The organism is uncultured Sphingobacterium sp. (assembly GCF_964277905.1).
In the GTDB taxonomy this organism is placed as follows: Bacteria; Bacteroidota; Bacteroidia; order Sphingobacteriales; family Sphingobacteriaceae; genus Sphingobacterium; species Sphingobacterium siyangense.
Map to the genome: position 1 here is coordinate 114,843 of NZ_CAXYKD010000032.1, position 19,620 is coordinate 134,462.

At 37.6% G+C, this 19,620-nt stretch carries 18 protein-coding genes; 9 read left to right on the plus strand and 9 right to left on the minus strand.

Going from position 1 to position 19,620, the window contains the following annotated elements; genetic code table 11:
- Nucleotides 1–24 precede the first annotated feature (24 nt).
- Both ACHWSC_RS15230 and ACHWSC_RS15235 read left to right on the plus strand, forming a co-directional pair.
- Nucleotides 25–999, plus strand: coding sequence for a lysylphosphatidylglycerol synthase domain-containing protein (locus tag ACHWSC_RS15230; protein WP_075994618.1), 975 nt, complete (start codon nucleotides 25–27; stop codon nucleotides 997–999).
- Nucleotides 983–2,113: a glycosyltransferase gene (locus tag ACHWSC_RS15235; protein WP_394677300.1), complete on the plus strand. Its 1,131-nt coding sequence runs from the start codon at nucleotides 983–985 to the stop codon at nucleotides 2,111–2,113. Before ACHWSC_RS15230 ends, ACHWSC_RS15235 begins: the two co-directional genes overlap by 17 nt.
- A gap of 7 nt (nucleotides 2,114–2,120) precedes the next feature.
- On the opposite strand, the gene ACHWSC_RS15240 is transcribed toward ACHWSC_RS15235, so the two are convergent.
- On the minus strand, nucleotides 2,121–2,855 hold the full coding sequence (locus ACHWSC_RS15240; protein ID WP_075990885.1) for a lysophospholipid acyltransferase family protein: 735 nt from the start codon (nucleotides 2,853–2,855) through the stop codon (nucleotides 2,121–2,123).
- A gap of 123 nt (nucleotides 2,856–2,978) precedes the next feature.
- Between ACHWSC_RS15240 and ACHWSC_RS15245 the strand changes: the two genes are divergently transcribed.
- The 4 genes from ACHWSC_RS15245 to ACHWSC_RS15260 are packed head-to-tail and all read left to right on the plus strand — an operon-like array spanning nucleotide 2,979 to nucleotide 5,775.
- Nucleotides 2,979–3,278, plus strand: a complete 300-nt coding sequence (locus ACHWSC_RS15245; RefSeq protein ID WP_394677301.1) for a DUF2089 family protein — start codon at nucleotides 2,979–2,981, stop codon at nucleotides 3,276–3,278.
- A 45-nt stretch (nucleotides 3,279–3,323) separates the two neighbouring features.
- The gene (locus tag ACHWSC_RS15250) at nucleotides 3,324–3,815 is read left to right on the plus strand and encodes a hypothetical protein (RefSeq protein ID WP_394677302.1); all 492 of its coding nucleotides are present in this window, start codon (nucleotides 3,324–3,326) and stop codon (nucleotides 3,813–3,815) included.
- Nucleotides 3,805–4,389: a hypothetical protein gene (locus tag ACHWSC_RS15255; protein WP_394677303.1), complete on the plus strand. Its 585-nt coding sequence runs from the start codon at nucleotides 3,805–3,807 to the stop codon at nucleotides 4,387–4,389. The genes ACHWSC_RS15250 and ACHWSC_RS15255 overlap by 11 nt, the downstream gene beginning before the upstream one ends.
- Before the next feature lie 12 nt (nucleotides 4,390–4,401).
- Nucleotides 4,402–5,775: an alpha/beta hydrolase family protein gene (locus ACHWSC_RS15260; RefSeq protein WP_394677304.1), complete on the plus strand. Its 1,374-nt coding sequence runs from the start codon at nucleotides 4,402–4,404 to the stop codon at nucleotides 5,773–5,775.
- Nucleotides 5,776–5,934: 159 nt separating this feature from the next.
- On the opposite strand, the gene ACHWSC_RS15265 is transcribed toward ACHWSC_RS15260, so the two are convergent.
- From ACHWSC_RS15265 to ACHWSC_RS15275, 3 genes are all read right to left on the minus strand, one after another.
- Nucleotides 5,935–6,642: an SDR family oxidoreductase gene (locus ACHWSC_RS15265; RefSeq protein WP_075990890.1), complete on the minus strand. Its 708-nt coding sequence runs from the start codon at nucleotides 6,640–6,642 to the stop codon at nucleotides 5,935–5,937.
- Nucleotides 6,643–6,644: 2 nt separating this feature from the next.
- Nucleotides 6,645–7,559 carry a lysylphosphatidylglycerol synthase transmembrane domain-containing protein gene (locus ACHWSC_RS15270; RefSeq protein ID WP_394677305.1) on the minus strand — a complete coding sequence of 305 codons (915 nt, stop codon included), beginning with the start codon at nucleotides 7,557–7,559 and terminating at the stop codon, nucleotides 6,645–6,647.
- Nucleotides 7,560–7,646: 87 nt separating this feature from the next.
- Nucleotides 7,647–7,979 (minus strand): hypothetical protein, encoded by a 333-nt coding sequence (locus tag ACHWSC_RS15275; RefSeq protein ID WP_394677306.1) that lies wholly within the window; start codon nucleotides 7,977–7,979, stop codon nucleotides 7,647–7,649.
- Between the two features lie 54 nt (nucleotides 7,980–8,033).
- Here ACHWSC_RS15275 and ACHWSC_RS15280 point away from each other — a divergent pair, with 54 nt between their 5' ends.
- From ACHWSC_RS15280 to ACHWSC_RS15290, 3 genes are all read left to right on the plus strand, one after another.
- On the plus strand, nucleotides 8,034–8,588 hold the full coding sequence (locus ACHWSC_RS15280) for a lipocalin family protein (protein WP_075994619.1): 555 nt from the start codon (nucleotides 8,034–8,036) through the stop codon (nucleotides 8,586–8,588).
- A 248-nt stretch (nucleotides 8,589–8,836) separates the two neighbouring features.
- Entirely contained in the window at nucleotides 8,837–9,988 is a 1,152-nt protein-coding gene (gene gmd / locus ACHWSC_RS15285; protein WP_046674906.1) for a GDP-mannose 4,6-dehydratase, read from the plus strand.
- Between the two features lie 99 nt (nucleotides 9,989–10,087).
- Nucleotides 10,088–11,014 (plus strand): hypothetical protein, encoded by a 927-nt coding sequence (locus tag ACHWSC_RS15290; protein WP_088160102.1) that lies wholly within the window; start codon nucleotides 10,088–10,090, stop codon nucleotides 11,012–11,014.
- A 310-nt stretch (nucleotides 11,015–11,324) separates the two neighbouring features.
- On the opposite strand, the gene ACHWSC_RS15295 is transcribed toward ACHWSC_RS15290, so the two are convergent.
- From ACHWSC_RS15295 to ACHWSC_RS15315, 5 genes are all read right to left on the minus strand, one after another.
- The gene (locus tag ACHWSC_RS15295; RefSeq protein WP_394677307.1) at nucleotides 11,325–15,071 is read right to left on the minus strand and encodes an ATP-binding protein; all 3,747 of its coding nucleotides are present in this window, start codon (nucleotides 15,069–15,071) and stop codon (nucleotides 11,325–11,327) included.
- 169 nt (nucleotides 15,072–15,240) lie between these two features.
- Nucleotides 15,241–16,014, minus strand: coding sequence for a succinate dehydrogenase/fumarate reductase iron-sulfur subunit (locus ACHWSC_RS15300; RefSeq protein WP_172840644.1), 774 nt, complete (start codon nucleotides 16,012–16,014; stop codon nucleotides 15,241–15,243).
- A gap of 14 nt (nucleotides 16,015–16,028) precedes the next feature.
- A complete protein-coding gene (locus ACHWSC_RS15305; RefSeq protein ID WP_088160104.1) occupies nucleotides 16,029–17,963 on the minus strand; it encodes a fumarate reductase/succinate dehydrogenase flavoprotein subunit in 1,935 nt (644 codons plus the stop codon).
- Between the two features lie 57 nt (nucleotides 17,964–18,020).
- A complete protein-coding gene (locus ACHWSC_RS15310) occupies nucleotides 18,021–18,791 on the minus strand; it encodes a succinate dehydrogenase cytochrome b subunit (protein WP_046674909.1) in 771 nt (256 codons plus the stop codon).
- A gap of 171 nt (nucleotides 18,792–18,962) precedes the next feature.
- Nucleotides 18,963–19,559, minus strand: a complete 597-nt coding sequence (locus ACHWSC_RS15315) for a porin family protein (protein ID WP_075990895.1) — start codon at nucleotides 19,557–19,559, stop codon at nucleotides 18,963–18,965.
- Between the last annotated feature and the right edge of the window lie 61 nt (nucleotides 19,560–19,620).

The following is a 19,620-nucleotide window of genomic DNA, read 5'->3' on the forward strand; positions in this document are numbered from 1 at the left end:
ACATTGCTCTCTAATTATCAAAAGTTGACTGGAAGACAAAAAAAATACATCAGTCTTTTATTGAAGATACTGGTTTTCGCCCTAGCGACCTGGTATATCGTTGTGAAGGTATCCGATAGGAGCAATATTGAGAAGTTCAAAACCCTAATTGCCGGTTTGGAGCAGCATTCGGTTGTTTGGACCCTTATTTTAATTGTGGTTTTAATGCTTGTCAATTGGTTGCTTGAAGTTGTGAAATGGCGGTATCTTGCATCTAAACTGGAGCATATTTCATTTTGGAAGGCTTTCCAATCCGTTTTCTGCGGGCTTACCTGGGCTATTTTTACACCCAATAGGATTGGAGAATATGGCGGGCGGGTACTTTTTCTACAGCCCCAACATCGAGCAAAAGGAGCTGTAGCGATGGGCGTTGGATTATTTGCGCAATTGGTGCTCACAAGCGTTGCGGGATCACTAAGTATCGCTTGGTTTATCTGTAAATTTCTTTCTACTCCTTTAACAGTACAATTTGGGGTATGGCTACTTGCTATTATCTATGCTGGAGGATTTGTCATCTTATATTTCAATGTAAAATGGATCGATTTATTGGTCGGGAAAATTAAGTTTTTGACGCGAATTAAGCCCTTCTTTGAAGTATTAGAGCATTATTCAATGCGTGAGCTCAGTATTGTTCTTTTAAATTCTTTGGCGCGATTTGTTATTTTTACTTCGCAGTATATCATTTTGATGAAGCTAACTTTGCCTGAGTTACCACTTTTATCCATGATTCTGATGATTTTTATCCTGTTTTTTGTTCAGGCAGCTCTGCCTACATTGGATATTTTTGATTTCAGTGTGAGAAGTTTTGTTGCTAGCAATCTATATAGCTATATTACCACACAAGAAATTGCTGTAATGGCTATTGTTTCCTGTATTTGGTTCGTTAATTTGATTCTTCCAGCTATATTTGGTTCTATTTTTGTTTTTAAGATTAATTTTTTCGGTGATACAAATTCTTAACTATTTATTGATCATTTTTGCCTGCGTATATGCAATTCTAGTTTTATGGATGCGCAGAGGCTGGTCATTGATTTCGGAACCTAACCATTCTATTAGGCCAACAATGACCGTATCTGTGATTATCGCTGCGCGGAATGAGGAGTTAAATATTAGGCGCACCATTGAATCCATACTAGGGCAGAATTATCCTAATGAGCTCCTGGAGCTCATTATTATCGATGACCATTCAGACGACAATACGTCTTTGATTGTGAAAGAATATGAAGAGAAAGGTGTTAAGCTTATTCAATTGAATGAAAACGGGCGTTTGAATTCGTATAAGAAACTAGCAATTTCAAGGGCGATAGAATGCTGTCAAGGTGAAATTATTATTACCACTGATGCAGATTGCCGCATGGGATCGAACTGGTTAGCAACGGTTATCAGCACATTTGAGAAAGAAGGTGCTTATCTACAATCTTCTCCAGTGGTGTATTCAGAAGAAAAGAGTTTTTTTGAACGACTGCAGACCCTAGAATTTTTGTATTTGATAGGTCTGGGCGCTGCAGGTATTGGTAACAAAAAACCAACGACCTGTAATGGGGCTAATTTGGCTTATCGAAAGGATATTTTTAAACAAATGGGCGGATTTAAAGGGATCGACGAGCTTGCATCCGGTGATGATGAGCTTTTTTTACATAAGGTAGCAGAACAATATCCCGAGCGGATAACTTTCTGTAAATCAAAAGATGCTGTTGTTTATACGGATGCCAAACCGGATTTGAAGTCATTCATTAGTCAGCGCAGACGCTGGGCTTCAAAAAGTACCAAATATAAAAATAAAGGTGTCATCGCATTAGGGATTTCAATTTGGTTCTTTAATTTATTGATTTTGGTAGCTTCAGTTCTTGCTCTTTTCGGTGTAAAATTCGTTGCTTGGGTTGTACTTTTTGCGTTGCTATTAAAGATGGTCGTCGAATTTATTTTTATTGAACCTTTGACAAGGTTCGCAAGCAGAAAGGAACTCTTATGGTATCTTCCTTTATTGAGTTTGGCTCATACCCTTTATCTGGCTTATATAGGCATATTGGGCAATGTAGGGAAGTACGACTGGAAAGGAAGGCAGGTCAAGTAGCTTATTCCTATTTTTCGACCTTTAGTTTTATTGCTTCCTCAGCTAATTTAACGATCTCTTCAATATTCTTACCCTCCGTATCCAACGGATCTAGCACTTCCCAAGTCATATGAAGAAATGGGGTTAATGGATACATGCCATATTGTACCATTTCATATGATCCTCTAATGGCAATAGGAACAACGAGTGCATTCGGATTTTTCTTTAGTAAAGTGGCAATTCCACCAACATGAAAGGCCTTCATTTTTCCGGTTTTCGATCTTGTTCCCTCTGGAAAAATAAACGCGGACCAGTTTTTGGTTTTCATATTATTGGCAAGTTTCAATATTTCAGCAATAGATTGTTTGGGGTCATTGCGATCTATATTTGCGGCACCACCATGTTTTAAGTTGAAGGAGATGCTAGGTATGCCACTGGCAAGTTCTATTTTAGAAATAAATTTCCCATGAAATCGACGCAAGAAATAGATCATTGGAGGAATATCAAAAGTACTTTGGTGATTTGCTACAAATACAATGGGTTGTCCTGTTGGAATATTTTTATTGTCGATAAATGTCACCCGATTAAATAGCGTGTAATAGCAGGCAACGAGGCAGGCATTCAATATATCTACACTCTTTTTATGTGCATTGTATCCACCCAGCTTTAAACATAACCACTGTATGGGGTGGAAAATAATTAGGGATAAACCAAAACAAAACCAAAATATAATAGATAGGAAATAGCCTAAAAACTTCTTCATAAACGTTATTTAATGATACAAATATATCATTAAGCAATGATTTTTGAAAAATATTGATTTTATAATCTTTTGTTTTAACATTATTAATATTATCTTTAATAATGTTAATAATGTTATTATTTAATGAAAAAAATACCGGTTGATTGTCCTTGTTGTGAGGCGAAGTTAAAAGTCGCCAAATTGGTGTGTGACTCCTGTGAAACCGAAGTTGTAGGTAAGTTTTCTTTACCTGTGTTGATGATGCTTACTATAGAGGAGCAAGAATTTGTTCTGAATTTTTTGATGCACTCAGGGAGTTTAAAAGAAATGGCAAATCAGATGGGCAAATCCTATCCGACGGTCCGTAATATTCTCGATGATCTGATTCGCAAATTGAAATCTCTTGATCATACAAACAATGGTGGCAGAAATAGAAGTATTTAGCAGTCTGGGCAATCGCATGATTGATAAACAAAGAATTATATCAAGATGAAAAATAATACGCTTTATACCGAAAGCCAATCTTTTTTTAGCTGGTGGCTCTGTCTGATCCTTTTATCTGTCAGTGTGGCCAGTTTTTCTGTGCACTGGCATGAGCTCTTGCGGTTGAATTTTGCTCCATTATTTCAATTACCGGGGTTTTGGATCAATTTGGTATTATGGGGATTGTTTGGCGTTCTACGATTAAGAACTACTATTCGTGAAGATGGAATTGAAGTCTATTTTTTTCCATTTAATTTTTATCGTAAAAGGATGCGTTGGACAGATATTCGTGCTGTTGAGGTACGAAAATATAACCCGATTGGTGAGTTTGGTGGATGGGGGTTTCGGAGAGGGCGGAAAGGGCTGGCTTTTTCAGCTCGTGGTAATATGGGCTTACAACTTACCTTGGAAACTGGTAAGATATTACTTATTGGAACCCAAAATCCAGTAGAAATCGAAAAGTTGAACTTGTCTCAATTCTTAAAAAATGAAAGTTAAACAGATTTTTCAGAATCCATTTGCGGAATTGCCGGAGTGGAGACTATTCTTTGCTGGCGTTAGCGGATTTTTGTTATCAAGCTATGTTATTTATTTATCGGGCCAGCAGTTTAATGGATTTATGCATTTCTATAAACCAGATATAGGGGTTTCCATATGGGCTGTCTTGGGCGTTCATGCCTGTATGGTTTTGGCTCCTTTTACACTTCTCTATGGTGCAGGGATGTTATTAAACAGAAAGACCAGAATCATTGATGTCATGAATGTCGTTTTGATTATACCATTTCCGCTCTATCTTGCCTTATTTTTAGGGAAGTTGTTAAACCAGGATAAATTCACGGATCAAGTATTAAAAGCAGTGCAAAACGGCGATCATACATTGGCCGGAGTTGATAAAACTGAGCTATTTTTATTTGGTATGTTTGGAATAATCAGTTTGTTATTGCTATTCTACCAATTCTATTTATTGGTTAAGGGTATGAATGTAGCCGTTAATAATAAGAAGATTGGAATCAGTATAGTATTTGTGGCATTATATTTTATATTGGATTTATGCATACAGTTTAATTTCTAGTAAAAAACGACAATGAGAAAATTTTTATATCTATTTATCATTTGTTTTCATTTTTCATGTACCCACGCGCAGACATTTGATGGCTCATGGAAGGGCGAGGTTGAAGTTTCGGGGCAGAAGCTGCTGCTAGTATTCAACATTCAAAAAGATAGCGCAGGGAAGTGGAATGGAACCTTTGAGAGTCCGATGCAAACAGCGCAGAAATTTGCAATCAATCAAATACGTATAGAGCACGATTCCATTTGGATGGACGTTAGGAATATAGGTCTTCTGTATGCAGGCTTTTTAGATCGGGATAAAGATGTTATGAAAGGAGTGATGAAACAAGGTCCTTTTGAATCTGCTATGATTTTGGTACGAAGCGAGAACGAACAGAGTGGGCTTTCTCGTAAGCAGGATGTTTTCCCCCCTTATAGCTATGCGGAAGAGGAAGTTTCGTTTAGAAATAGTGCAGGCAATGCATTTCTGACGGGCTCTCTGACTTATCCTAAAAATGGAGGGCCATTTCCTGCGGTGGTATTAGTCAATGGTAGCGGGCAACAAAATAGAGATTCTGAGGTGTTTGGTCACAGACCATTTAAGGTGCTTGCTGATCATCTTACGAAAAACGGTTTTGCCGTATTACGTTACGATGACAGGGGAGTAGGTGGCTCCAAAGGAGAAGTTAATTTAGCGACAACGATTGACTTTGCTTCGGATGCCAATGCTGCAGTTGATTTTCTAAACAAAAAAGCTGTAGTTGATGTGGATAAAATCGGGATGATTGGCCATAGTGAGGGAGCGCTAATTGCCGAAATCGTGGCATCCGAGAATAGTAAAGTAAACTATATTGCACTCCTGTCTGGACCTGTAATCAAAGGAGATTCTTTGCTGATTTTACAAAGCTATGCTTTAGGAAAAGCGGGCGGATTATCTGAAGCTGCATTGCAGACCAATAAAGCAAATAATCGAAAATTGTATACTATTCTATCGAGAGACGAGCCACCAAAGGCGTTGGCCGAATCGTTGGAAAAAGAACTTATTCAGCAAAATAACGGGAATCCGCTGACTCCTGATATGAAGATTAAACTTAGTCCAATGATGAGCCCCTGGTTTAGAACGTTTCTTCGCATTGATCCAGCTTATTATCTGAAGCAGGTGAAAGTACCGATTTTCGCTTCCTTCGGCGGAAAGGATGTTCAAGTCCCGGCGAATGAAAACATCTATTGTCTCCAACACCTGCATTTAAACACCACCGACGTCATCATTAAGGATTATCCTAATTTGAATCACCTTTTTCAAAATGCGCAAACAGGAAAAATTGAAGAATATTTTGAAAACTCAGAGAGCTTTAATGAACAATTGATGGATGACCTTACGAAATGGCTTAAACTGAAGACAAATTGATTTAATCAACTAAAGGCCGCGAATCTTAATATTTTTTCCGGATCAAATAAGCTTTAAAAAATCGGGACCATTTAATCGTACATTAATTGGGCCTGACTATATTAGATCAACCTGACTGTATTAGAACAAGGGATATCTCTTTGAAGTGCGCTATTCCAGTTAGGGTGTTGTATTGGCGACAGGAAGTATTTTCCCATTGAAATAGTGATGCCCATTTTGAGCGAAATCTGCAATATAGCGTCCCATTTCAAAGGCTAAAGTACCAGCTTCAACGCCTGGAAAAGCAGCTTCGAACATTTCAGTCTGTGCAGATCCTAAGGCTAGACAGTTCACTTTGATTCCCTTTTCCTTAAATTCCTCCGCTAAGCATTCTGTTAGCACTGCTAATGCAGCTTTGCTGGTTGAATATGCCGAAAGTCCGGGAAACTTCATGGACCCCTGAAATCCGCCCATACTGCTAATATTGACAATATGCGAGCCAGATTGCATCATGGGAACAACGTGTTGGATCATATTGACGTGTCCCATCACATTGGTTTGTAGCATTTCAGCAAAATCCTTTCCATCAGTTTCCATAAATGGCTTATTGATGAGTGCTCCAGCATTGTTAATCAAGATATCAACCTTATCAAATTTTGATTGGATGAAGGGAACAAGAGTAGCATAGTCATCGTAGACAATATCAAATTGGGCCGGATATAAAGTGCCACCATCATAATTTAGCTGACCGGCAATTTCATGAAGTTTTCTCAGTTTGTCCGCTGATCTAGCCAATGCAATTACTTTATTGTCCTTTTTAGAGGTCAAATCCAATACCGCTTCAAATCCAACACCACTGCTTGCGCCTGTAATAATAATATTTGCCATGTTTATTCTTCTAGTTTTTGACTTTGTTCAACTTCTTCTGCGGAAGGTAATTTGTCCTCGCCAATTGCTTGCGGATGAAAGATAAAGTAAATCCCCGAAAGAGCAACGAGAGCGGAAATAATATAAAATAACAAGGTGATCAAAACCGCATTGTGAGAGTCTACCTGGAATATGCCCGCTCCCCACATAATCACAAGTTCACGCATGCCCAATCCTCCAACAGAAAACGGAATGATTGAAACCAAAGAAGATGCAAGGAATAAAAATAGGTACGGAGAGAACTTACCGCTAAAACCTAAGGCATAAAGAATGAGAATTGCTGCGAGAACCTGCATTGACTGTACACCAATAGCCTTTAAATGCGCTCTTAGAAATGTTGCCTTGTATTCCTTAAAGAACTTGGTTACGATAAAGTAATAGAGAATGCTCCCTATAATAAATAATATGATGGTCAGATAGTTTGGAATCCCTAGCTGTGGCATATAGGTAACCAGCGCTGCAATGATTAGGCATAGTGCCCATAGTCCGCTTAATCTATCTAAAAATAAGGCTGTAAATAATTTTCGTCCTTTAATATTGAATCGTTTCCTGAGGAAGAATATCTTATAACCATCTCCCCCAACGCCACCTGGTAAAATGAGGTTGTAAAATAAGCCAAGTTGGTATAGTTTTAAATTATATTTTTCCGTAACATCCAGACCGATTGCCTTTAAAAAGGTCAATAAGCGCGAAGAGGAAATAAAAATAGAGATACTATAAGCAACTAGAGCAAAGAATAGATAGAGCGGATTGGAGTTGATTACCGCTTCTTTCAGATCCTTTAGTGATACCTTACTGAATACCCAGTATAAGGCCCCCACAGTAACGACAATCTTTGCTATATTTTTGGCTATTTTTAGCCCTTTTTTTTTATCCATATAAATTATACATCCAATCTTGTTCGGCTGTAATTAGCGTTTTGAAGAATCCAAAGTTAGAAACTTTGGCGAATTGTGCAATTACACTTAAGCAATCGTTGGGTAAATTCTTGAATACAATAATATCAAATATAAAATACCAAAGATAGTAGCAAGAGAAAATAGCCAATTTAGGTCAATTCTGTTATATTTGTGCTTGAGCACAGCGATCATTAATCCAATGATGAAGCAAAATAACAAGACAGGAGCGATGAGAGCTATCTTGTTCGTAAAAGCAAGGCTGATTTGATTCAATTTGCTTTTTGCTTCCTGTCCTAAAAAAAGCGGATAAGAAGCAAAGGCCAATAAAATGATAAATAACCTTAACAGCGTTTTTGCGATTATTTTGCTTATGGTATGATTTTTGGCTGTAATTTTCATGTTTTGTGGATTAATTTACCCCAAAAATACAATTTGAAATTAAAATTTATAGATATGAATCGATTCGTTTTATCATTAGCAACTATTTTTGCTACGGTGACCTTATTTTCTTGTGGAGCACAAAAGCAAGGTACATCAACTGGAAATCCTTCTTCCAACACGAGTGCAGCTTCTGGTCCAAGCGCTTCGGATTGGAAATCCGCTGTAAAAGGTACATGGACGTTGAATACAATCGATAGAGAGAATTTACCTTCTTCATTCACGATTAAAAGTGTATTTGAAGAAGCTCCTGCAGAATGTTTCGTAGGTAGTACATGGAATTTTATTGGAAATGGTAAAGGATCTATCACTTTTAATGCGCAAGGAACTTTATGTGCTCCGGGTGCATCACGTGAGATCTTTTGGTCTATCTATAATCCTGGAAAAGGCTTAGGAGAACCTCAGTTTCAATTTAAAAAGATTTATGCAGGCGATAAAGCGAAGAACGTAACAACAGGTTACCGTTTGGATTTATCTTATTCGGATGGGAATAAATTAGTTATGCGTATGCCATTGACTGTTGCTAACGGAGAAGCGTATTTAGTGTTTAATTTTACGCGTTCGAACTAAACGTAAGCGATAAAAGAAGAATAACAGAAAGCTATAGGAATTCCTATAGCTTTTTTTGTTTAAAATTTAATACTTTTACACTCCCAATTCATTATGATTTATTTGTGCCATAGGCTGCGGAATTTACCGATACAGTGAAAAAGCCAACTATGCATGATAATCTTGTGGGCGGATAAGCTTATTTTAAGTATGAAAATGGGATATATACCTAACGATTTCGTCAGGTATTGCTTAATCTAGAGAGAAACATGGCTGAACAAAACACGAAAACTGCTTTAATAACAGGTATAACAGGACAAGATGGTGCCTATCTAGCAGAATTCCTATTGAAGAAAGGTTACAAAGTACACGGTTTAAAGCGTCGCAGTTCTTTATTCAATACAGATCGTATTGATCATCTTTATCAAGATCCCCATCTTGACAATAGAAATTTCACATTGCATTTTGGTGATTTGACGGATTCAACCAACTTAATCCGTATTATACAGGAAACACAGCCTGACGAGATTTACAATCTTGCGGCGCAATCTCACGTAAAAGTTAGTTTTGACACGCCGGAATATACTGCAAATGCCGATGGTATCGGTACGTTGCGGATTCTTGAAGCAGTCAGGTTATTGGGAATGATTGAGAAAACCCGTATCTATCAGGCTTCTACGTCCGAGCTTTATGGATTGGTGCAAGCGGTTCCACAAAGTGAAACAACACCTTTTTATCCGCGAAGTCCTTATGCTGTAGCAAAAATGTACGGTTATTGGATTACTGTCAATTATCGTGAAGCCTATAAGATGTATGCTTGTAATGGAATTTTATTCAATCACGAGAGCCCTGTAAGGGGAGAGACTTTTGTGACACGTAAAATCACCAGGGCTGTGGCAAAAATCGCGCTAGGGCTGCAGGATAAATTGTATCTTGGTAATCTGTCGGCACAACGCGATTGGGGGCATGCCAAAGATTATGTAGAAGCAATGTGGTTGATTCTACAACAAGAAACCGCAGAAGATTTTGTGATTGCTACAGGTGTGACAACAACTGTAAGGGACTTTGTTCGCATGGCTTTTGCAGAATTGGGAATTGAGATTGAGTTCAGTGGAAAGGGAGAGCAGGAGAAGGGGGTAATTATCGATATTGACGAGGAGCGCCTAGCCCAGTTAAATATTGATAAATCGCTGATTAAATTCGGTCAGACTGTTGTCAAAGTTGATCCAGCATATTATAGGCCAACTGAAGTCGATTTACTAATTGGTGATCCGACTAAAGCAAATACAAAACTTGGATGGACGCCAAAATATGATCTTCAGATGTTGGTAACAGATATGGTACAATCCGATCTTCACCTGATGAGAAAGGAAGAATACTTAAAACAAGGCGGATTTGAGACCTTGAATTATTTTGAATAATTCATAATTGGTAATAAAAAATAAAACTGGAATAATTTTTGTTTAAACATTCAATAGTATAAATTTATAGATTTATACCTATGAATATGACAGTATATTATGATAAATTCAGAAGTTGTTTCGAGTAAGAAAGAAGAAGAGAAGAAGAAAGATTCTTCGAAGATTTACTTCTTTATCATTGCGATAGCAGCATTACTTGCAACGAATATATATTTTTATGTCAAGTTTAAGACCAATGGTGAAAAGGTCTATACACTTACAGTAGAAAAAGAAAATTTGCAGGTACAAATCGATCGTATTGAAGCTGAATTGGATAAAATTGATGTAGAAAATGTTCAATTGACTCCAGAGATGTCCGTGCAGAAGGATGATTCTAGAGCTGAGATCGCAGAGCTTCGTAAAAAACTTGAAAATAAGAGTATTACTGCGAAAGATATCGATGAAGCACAGCACAAGATCAATCAGCTTAAGAAGCAGGTGGATACTTATCGTGTAAATGTGCAACGGCTGATTCAGGAAAATCAGATTTTATCGAAGCAAAACTCCAACTTGAACGAATCTGTTGTCGAAAAAGAAAAACAGATTACTTCATTAGTTACATCAAATTCGGATCTGAAAGAGAAGGTTGCGACTGCTTCAGCATTAAAGGTTTCAAGCATCAGTATAAATGGCCTTGAAGTCAAAAAGAATGGAAAAGAATTTGTAGAAGAACGTGCTAAAAAAATCGATAAGTTAAAAATCAACTTTACCATTGCTGATAATCCGTTGGCTAAAAGTGGAGAACGTGATATATATGTTAGAATTATCGATCCACAGGGAAATCTGGTCGTGCAAGGTGATAATATTTTCTATGTACATGGCGAGAAATTACAATATACTTTTAAACACAATATTTTATTTACCAACAAAGGTGAAGACTATATCGTCTATTGGGCAGCAGAAGAAGGATTCTCTAAAGGGGCCTATACGGTTTTATTATATGAAGATAATGCAATCATGGGACGATCTACTGTTGTATTGCGTTAAACATTAGATACACTATAAACAAAAAACCTCTTTGCGGTCATGCAAAGAGGTTTTTTGTTTATAGTATACTGTTCTTGTTATACTGATCCTTAAAGCAAAATAATAAGGCTATCCATTAACTGGTTAGTTTTATGCTATCAGTGTTTGAGTTATACCCTAATTGAACGCTATATTTTTATCTAAATCAGTTGGTGTGACAGCTTCTTCTTTACACAAATGGAGCAGTAGGTCCTAATTTAGAGACACTGAAGATGGAGCGCATACAAGCTTTCTTCGATGTCTTATTTTTGTTGATTGCTATCTACACATATTAAGACTCTATCTGTTGCAAAGGAAGCAGTATATGGAACGTTGTACCTTCACCTTCTACAGTCTCAAAATAAATTTGCCCATTACTGGCTTCAATTGTTTTTTTGACAAGAACTAGTCCTAAACCGTTTCCTGAACTTTTTGTCGTGAAATTAATCTGGAAAATTTTATCCTGCATCTCTTTGGGAATTCCATAACCATTGTCTTTGATGTCTATCTTGACAAATTTGTCTGAGTAGCGTTCAATGGAAATCTCGATCTTCATGTTTTTTCGCCCATAACCTCCTTCAATCGCATTTTTTATTAAATTATTGAAGGTTCTCAATAACTCATTACCATCAGCCTTAACAATAAGGGTTTTGTGATCGGCATTGTTAATGAGACGAATACTTACATTTGGTGTATTGTTGTACAAGGAAATGGACTTTGTTACTTTTTCTACAATATTGATGTTTTCCATTACCGTATTTGGGAATTTTGCGAAGTGCGAAAATTCTGAGGCAATATGCGTCAATGCATCGATTTGTTCGATAAATGAAGTGGAGAATTTATTGAAGCGATCCGGAAATTTGGGGTCTTCATCTTTGTACGATCTACGGAGTTGCTGAATACCTAATTTCATTGGAGTCAGCGGATTTTTGATTTCATGGGCTATCTGTTGAGCCATCTCACGCCAAGTGGATTCGCGCTCAGTATCTTTGATTTTATTGGCATAGTCCTCAAGTTTTATGATCATGAGATTATATTCTTTGATCAATGTACCTATTTCATCATTTCGTTGCCAAAACAGAGGTTCGTTGGGTTGTCCCAGGCGTAGTTGTGAGATCTTCTTACTGATGATGCTCAATGGATTGGTGACACTGTTGGCCACAAATGTCGCATAAAAACCAAAGCCTATGATGATCAGCGAATAAATGTTCACTATTGTATTTAAAAGAAGATTCTTATTGATATTTTCTTCCTTCTGAAGCGAGAAGTTTGGTATGCCTATATAAGCGAGTGTATTGTAGTTTTTGTCCCTAATGGTGGCATAACTGGTCTCAAATTGAAAAGTGCCTATACGCTCATCTTCAATCGTCTCCGATTTTTTTAAGATAGAAAGATTCTTCAGTGCAGCTGGATTAATGAAAGTAGAGAAAAGTTCCAGATCGTAGATTCTACGCTGCGAGCTATAAAGTAACCTGCCTGATTTGGAATAAAGATTGAAGTCTTTGGAAATTGTTTCAGATAATGTCTTGAGCATGCTGATAAGCTGCGTCTCGGTGGATGTTTCGTCTGTGTAGGTCAACATATTTTCCATCCGTTTGCCCAATTCGATAATAAAACGTTCCTTACTTGCCTTATTATTATTATAAAGCTGCTTGTTGATACTTATATACGAAATTACCGCTGATATAAGGATTGCCAGTATTACCGATGAGATAATGGAGGTCTGAATACGTGTAGAGTACTGTATTTTATTTACTATTTTGTAGAACTGATATTTTAAATTACGGAAAGTTAGCTTGGTATTCTTAAGAAAGATATAGAATGATTTTATGAAATGGAAAAACATGAAAATCATAAAAAATACCAGGAACAAAAATGAAGTGGTCGCTAGATAATCCCAAAAAGAAGGTTTTTGTTTACTGATAACATATGTTGAGAATTTATTGGCAACATAAGCCATATGTAGGTATGCATCACGGTCCAGTACTTGAATATATTCTCCTGGAACACCTTTCAGCCCCCTTAAATTGTTCTCGTAGGTATATTTCCCAAACTGTGTTATTAAAGAACCTCCTTTATAGAGGGCTATTGAATAATCCCCTTTATTATAATATTGCGAATTGTTGATCCGCATATCGGTGAGGATTTCGGGATAGGGAACCGTATAACTAAAATCTTTATTGGAAAGATTGATGATAACGTTGACAATCCTATTTTGGTCAATGGTGACAGGAATGATGGAGAAGTATTCATGCGTGCCTAGTTCCGCACTGGCACGGTAGAAGTTCTGAGTGACTTTTATCGACTTGTTAATTACCTTTTCTCGATATTCATTGATCTTATTCTGACTGGCTGGATTGAGCGGAATATTATTTTGATCATAATAATATGCTTTGAACTCGTACTTGGAAAGATAGCCACTAAAGTATTTTTTCTTGATAAAATCGTTGATTCCCTCGGTATTGGTATAGGGAAGGCTGATATTAAATAAGTGTTTTAATTCTTGATCGTTTGCTAAGCTACTTTCAATATCAGAGAATAATGAAACAGCATTGGCATCATCTTCTGATTGTAGATTACTCAACAAGATTTTCATGTCGATTAAGTTCCGTTCCTGATAGAAACGTGCGTGCGTGATCGCACTTATGATTGCCCAAAGTATCAGTACAGCAATATAATTTGTTAATATATGTCTGTCGAAATACTTCTCGCCAAATGATTTAATAAGGATGATCAGCGCAAGTAGCAAATTGACCAGGCTATTTTTCTCTATATAAAAGGAAATGATCAGGATGACAAAAATGACACATGCCAGTTGAATATTGAGTAGCTGCGTCGGTTTTAATTCTAATTTTTTAAGAAAAAATAGGACAAGATCAATGTAGATACTTAAGGCCAAAATACCCATGCCAACAATGCCTAGATCTACCCAACTTAAGAAATGTAAATCGACAAGTTTTGTGAAATCAAAATAGATGTTGTTGGAGTGTGTAATCAATGTACCAGCGATATCATACAATAGACCGAACGATAGATATATACTTAGAATAAATCCGATTGCGATAGGAATTCTAAAGAGCCGGATGTTTTTTATTTTGTCAAAGTTGAGCTCTTTGCGAATTGAATAGATAAATAGAACCAACCATAGTACCAATATGGTGGTGGACATCACGGACCATATATTGGGGAAGAAGCGATTATAGGCGTAATTCCGCGAATCGAAAATTGAAAATGTCGCATTTTCGGACAGCAGGTTCCACGTAAGATCGGCAAATTTGACAAGGCTAAATATCGACAATAGCAGTATCGCAGACCACCAGGCCCTTCCTGTCTTGGCCATATGTAAGCAGAGGCTATTGAAGAAGATCAGTAACGCGATCCAGGCAAGTAGCCAGCAGAAGAATTGCAAAATTGTATAGGCGTTTTCATGTTCTCCATCTTTTAGCTTAACGGAGAACAGATAAGACCCCTCATTGCTATAAATATTTTTAATGGTGACCGTGTCTGTATAGGAGGCAATGTCAATATTTCTGGAGTCGAAGAAGTTTCTCCGCAAAGAGCTATTTAAATAGGGGTTGTTGTTGTTTGTATAGCCTTTTACAATAATATAGGCGAGTATACTGATATTGCCAATTGTTTTTTTTCGAACAACATAAGAGCGGTTATCGTCCTGAATAAAATTGGATTTTTCTGGAAATCCCTGATCTGTGATAGGCACGAATAGATGCGTGCTCCACATCTTCGGTTCATGGTCCTTAAAGAGAAATAAATAAACCTTCTCATTGGTTTTAAACTTTTCGAAGGCCTGATAAACTGCTATCGGATACTGATCGTAGTTTTTAAACGTTTTGAGCAGGAGTGAATCATTGAAAATTCGATCGACTTTTTTCTCTTGTTGAGCGATATAATCATTGAGTGATTTTGTATCAATGTCTAATATTTCCTTATTGGTAACAGATTCTTTAATGGTGATAGCTGTTCCTATAAAGCATAAAGTCAAGATAAGTAGGAGTAATCGAATTTTTATACCAGAATTCACGTTCGTCAATTTACATTATTGTAAATATAAAAAAAAGTCCTTGCTTTCTTAGGGCAAGGACTTTTATATTATTTTTCTGAATTACCTATTTTTATGGGCCAGAAAGAATCTTCATTAGGTTTTCGTAGCTGTTGATGCTAGCGAAAACATGAAGGATTTAATATGCTAATTAAACGTGTGGCTCTTCTTGACGGAAGATTTTAGCAGTCAAATACTCGCGGTTTAGACGAGCAATATTTGTTAACTTAATACCTACAGGACATTCTGCTTCGCAAGCTCCCGTGTTGGTACAGTTACCGAAACCTTCTGCATCCATTTGATCTACCATTGCCTGTGCACGTTCGTAACGCTCAGTTTGGCCTTGAGGTAATAAGGCAAATTGAGAGACTTTTGCAGATACAAATAACATTGCAGAAGCATTTTTACATGCAGCAACACAAGCACCACAACCGATACATGTAGCCGATTCGAAAGCTTCATCAGCAATACGTTTGGGGATAGGAATCGTGTTGGCATCAGGAACACCACCTGTATTGATATTTACATATCCACCTGCTTGTTGAATGCGATCAAAAGCCGTACGGTCTGTTGCAAGGTCTTTCAACACTGGGAATGCAGCAGCTCTCCAAGGTTCGATGACGATTGTCTGTCCATCGTGGAAGCTACGCATGTGCAATTGACATGTTGTGGTACCTTCTTTAGGACCGTGAGGGCGACCATTGATTACTAATGAACACATCCCACAGATACCTTCACGACAGTCGTGATCGAAATATACAGGATCTTCTCCTTTACGAGTCAATTCTTCATTGACAATATCAAGCATCTCTAAGAAAGACATATCATCAGCGATATCGTTTGCCTGATAAGTTACAAATTGACCTTTATCTTTATCATTTTTTTGACGCCAAACTTTCAGCGTTAAATTCATATGTTGTGCCATGATAATTTTCCTTCTTATTTATAACTTCTTTGTGTTAACTGAACGTTCTCGAATACCAAGTCTTCCTTGTGTAATTCCTCAGGTACATTGTCTCCTTTGTATTCCCAAGCAGATACATAGGCGAATTCATCATCATTACGTTTTGCTTCACCTTCTTCAGTTTGGCTTTCTAAACGGAAGTGACCACCACAAGACTCAGCGCGTTGCAATGCATCAACAACCATTAACTCACCCAATTCTAAGAAGTCAGCTACGCGACCAGCTTTTTCTAAAGAAAGATTTAATTCTTCGTTTTCTCCAAGCACTCTAACGTTTGTCCAGAATTCTTTTTTCAACTCTTGGATCAAACCTTGTGCCTTTTGTAATCCTTCAGCCGTACGAGCCATACCACAATATTCCCACATGATGAGACCTAGTTTTTTGTGGATATCATCAACAGTTTCTGTACCGTTTAAAGACAACAATTTGTTGATTTTGTCTTCAACTTCCTTACGAGTAGCTTCGAAAGCTGGATGGCTATGATCTACTGGCGCAAATGAACCTAATTTAGCTAAGTAATCACCCACAGTGTAAGGGATTACAAAATAACCATCGGCAAGACCTTGCATCAACGCCGATGCACCTAAACGGTTTGCACCGTGGTCAGAGAAGTTACACTCACCTAAAGCATACAAACCAGGGATTGTAGTCATCAAGTTGTAGTCAACCCATACCCCACCCATTGTGTAGTGAACAGCTGGGTAGATACGCATTGGTTGTTTGTATGGGTTCTCGTCGGTGATTTGGTAGTACATGTCAAATAAGTTACCGTATTTAGCACGTACTGCATCTTCGCCTAGACGACCGATAGCTTCTTTAAAATCCAAGAATACGGCGAAACCAGTTTTACCAACACCACGACCATCATCAACAGCTTCTTTTGCATTACGAGATGCTACGTCACGTGGTACCAAGTTACCGAATGAAGGGTATTTACGCTCCAAGAAATAATCTCTGTCGTCTTCTTTGATATCATTGGCTTTGATCTCACCTTTACGTAATCTTTCTGCCATTTCTTGAGTTTTAGGAACCCATACACGGCCGTCATTACGTAAAGACTCTGACATCAATGTCAATTTAGATTGGTGATCTCCTGTTACCGGGATACACGTTGGGTGAATTTGAGTATAACAAGGGTTCGCAAAGTAAGCACCACGTTTGTGTGCTCTCCAAGCTGCTGTAACGTTACATCCCATTGCATTTGTAGACAAGAAGAATACGTTACCGTAACCACCAGTACACATCAATACTGCATGTGCAGCATGAGTTTCGATTTTACCTGAAACTAAGTCACGAGTTACGATACCTTTAGCATGACCATCGATCATAACCAAGTCTAACATCTCATGACGCGTATAAGATTTTACTTTTCCTTTTTTGATTTGACGGTTTAATGCTGAATAAGCGCCCAACAATAATTGTTGACCCGTTTGACCACGGGCATAGAAGGTACGGCTAACTTGCGCTCCACCGAAAGAACGGTTGTCCAATAGACCTCCGTATTCACGCGCAAATGGAACACCTTGAGCAACACATTGGTCAATGATGTTGACAGATACTTCTGCCAAACGGTAAACGTTTGCCTCACGTGAGCGGTAGTCACCACCTTTGATTGTATCGTAGAATAAACGGAAAACAGAGTCTCCGTCGTTTTGGTAGCTTTTTGCTGCGTTAATACCACCTTGTGCCGCAATAGAGTGCGCACGACGAGGTGAATCTTGGTAACAGAAGGTAATTACATTATATCCTAATTCGGCTAAAGATGCCGCTGCAGATGCACCAGCAAGACCTGTACCAACAACAATAACAGTAAATTTACGTTTGTTAGCAGGGTTAACCAACTTAAGATTAAATTTATAATTTGACCACTTTTGGGCTAATGGGCCCGCTGGTACTTTTGAATCTAACATATCTCTTAATTTTATATTGATCGATAAAGCCTGAGCTTTATCTTAAAAGATTCTGAATTATTTAAAGAAGAAAAACAATGGCATTATTGCAAAGCCAATTGGAATTAATACCCCAAATACCCAAACACCGATTGCTCTGATGATTCCAATATATCTTCTGTGGTTAAAACCTAAAGTTTGGAATGCAGATTGGAAACCATGAATTAAGTGGAATGCCAAAGCTGCCATCGCAATAACATACAAAGCTACCAATGCAACATTTTTGAATGCAAAGTCAACTTGCTTGTACAAATCTCTCGCTTTTAAGATTTGAACATTGTTTTCTACCGTTTCTTGGTAGTCGTGGAATTCAGAAGCTTGAAGTTCTCTCGCTGTGGTTTGTCCAGTTGCCAAATCAGTACGGTATTCGATGTACGGCACTTCATCATTGTGAAACTTCCACCAAAAATTAGACATGTGCGTAGCTAAGAATACTAAAATGACAGTACCTAAGATACCCATGTTGCGTGAATTCCACTTGCTGTTTGCTTGACCATCATATTTGGCATAACCAATAGGACGAGCGGCCTTGTTTTTCATCGACAATGTAATAGCGTAGATGACGTGAACAATTACCGAAGCATACAATAAGTAAGAAACAACTTTGATTGGTGTAAAGTGAGTCATAAAATAGGCGTACTTGTTGAACGCTAGACCCGCATCATCTTTAAATAATTGCAAGTTACCAACCAAGTGAACAACTAGGAATAAACATAGGAAGATTCCTGTTAAGCTCATGATTAGCTTCTTCCCAATCGAAGAACTGAAAACTGGCTTTGATTTACTCATTATCCTTGTAATTTAATTTGAATTAGGCAAATCTACTATTTGCTATTAAATATGATACCATTTTGACAAGAAAAAGCAATAATTTAGAACGGTTCTAAAGTTTATTGAAATAAAAAGTCCGTTTTGAATAAAAACGGACTTTTAAACAGTATATGAACAAGGTTTAAAGAACTATAAGATACTGAATAATCTATAGCCTAAACCGATACTCCACATGTTGATTTTGGGATTTGCCTGACTCTCATTGTTGACTTTGTTTAAGCCCATTTCGTATCTTACATCGACACGTAAGCTTGAAATGTCAGCACCTACACCAAATGCCCAAGATGTACCACTTTTTTTGTAGTTATTTGGGTTCAATTGGTCAATGACTTTATCTTGCTTGTCATCGACTTTAAATGAAAATATTGGGCCAGTTTGAATCCTTGCTCCAATCGGACCTAAACCAAAGCGTTTGCCTAATAATACTGGAACATCGACCGTTGTAAATTTTACATCTGTCGATTCGCCATTTTCTGCTTTCACTGTCGTGTTTTTACCTGTTAAGTAAACCTCAGGCTGAATATGGAATCCCAATACACCAACACGTCCATAAAGACCTGCTTGGTAGCCTGCTTTCGTGTCAGAATTGAAATATTTTCCATCGCTTTTAAGTTTAGAGAAGTTCAAGCCTCCTTTTACACCCACCTCAAACCCTGGCAAAAGCTGCGCCTGTGCCGTTGCTACGCTACCACAAATCAAAAGTAATGCTGGTAAAATCTTTTTCATAATCTTTTATTTATGTATATATTGTATCTTTAAACAAACTTTTACAGTTCAGTAAAGATAT

Excerpts from the sequence above, each read along its gene's own strand:
- ACHWSC_RS15240 (WP_075990885.1), bottom strand. The coding sequence starts at position 2,855 with ATGAAGAAGTTTTTAGGCTATTTCCTATCTATTATATTTTGGTTTTGT.
- ACHWSC_RS15245 (WP_394677301.1), top strand. The coding sequence starts at position 2,979 with ATGAAAAAAATACCGGTTGATTGTCCTTGTTGTGAGGCGAAGTTAAAA.
- ACHWSC_RS15250 (WP_394677302.1), top strand. The coding sequence starts at position 3,324 with ATGAAAAATAATACGCTTTATACCGAAAGCCAATCTTTTTTTAGCTGG.
- ACHWSC_RS15255 (WP_394677303.1), top strand. The coding sequence starts at position 3,805 with ATGAAAGTTAAACAGATTTTTCAGAATCCATTTGCGGAATTGCCGGAG.
- ACHWSC_RS15260 (WP_394677304.1), top strand. The coding sequence starts at position 4,402 with ATGAGAAAATTTTTATATCTATTTATCATTTGTTTTCATTTTTCATGT.
- ACHWSC_RS15265 (WP_075990890.1), bottom strand. The coding sequence starts at position 6,642 with ATGGCAAATATTATTATTACAGGCGCAAGCAGTGGTGTTGGATTTGAA.
- ACHWSC_RS15270 (WP_394677305.1), bottom strand. The coding sequence starts at position 7,559 with ATGGATAAAAAAAAAGGGCTAAAAATAGCCAAAAATATAGCAAAGATT.
- ACHWSC_RS15275 (WP_394677306.1), bottom strand. The coding sequence starts at position 7,979 with ATGAAAATTACAGCCAAAAATCATACCATAAGCAAAATAATCGCAAAA.
- ACHWSC_RS15280 (WP_075994619.1), top strand. The coding sequence starts at position 8,034 with ATGAATCGATTCGTTTTATCATTAGCAACTATTTTTGCTACGGTGACC.
- gmd (WP_046674906.1), top strand. The coding sequence starts at position 8,837 with ATGGCTGAACAAAACACGAAAACTGCTTTAATAACAGGTATAACAGGA.
- ACHWSC_RS15290 (WP_088160102.1), top strand. The coding sequence starts at position 10,088 with ATGATAAATTCAGAAGTTGTTTCGAGTAAGAAAGAAGAAGAGAAGAAG.
- ACHWSC_RS15300 (WP_172840644.1), bottom strand. The coding sequence starts at position 16,014 with ATGGCACAACATATGAATTTAACGCTGAAAGTTTGGCGTCAAAAAAAT.
- ACHWSC_RS15305 (WP_088160104.1), bottom strand. The coding sequence starts at position 17,963 with ATGTTAGATTCAAAAGTACCAGCGGGCCCATTAGCCCAAAAGTGGTCA.
- ACHWSC_RS15310 (WP_046674909.1), bottom strand. The coding sequence starts at position 18,791 with ATGAGTAAATCAAAGCCAGTTTTCAGTTCTTCGATTGGGAAGAAGCTA.
- ACHWSC_RS15315 (WP_075990895.1), bottom strand. The coding sequence starts at position 19,559 with ATGAAAAAGATTTTACCAGCATTACTTTTGATTTGTGGTAGCGTAGCA.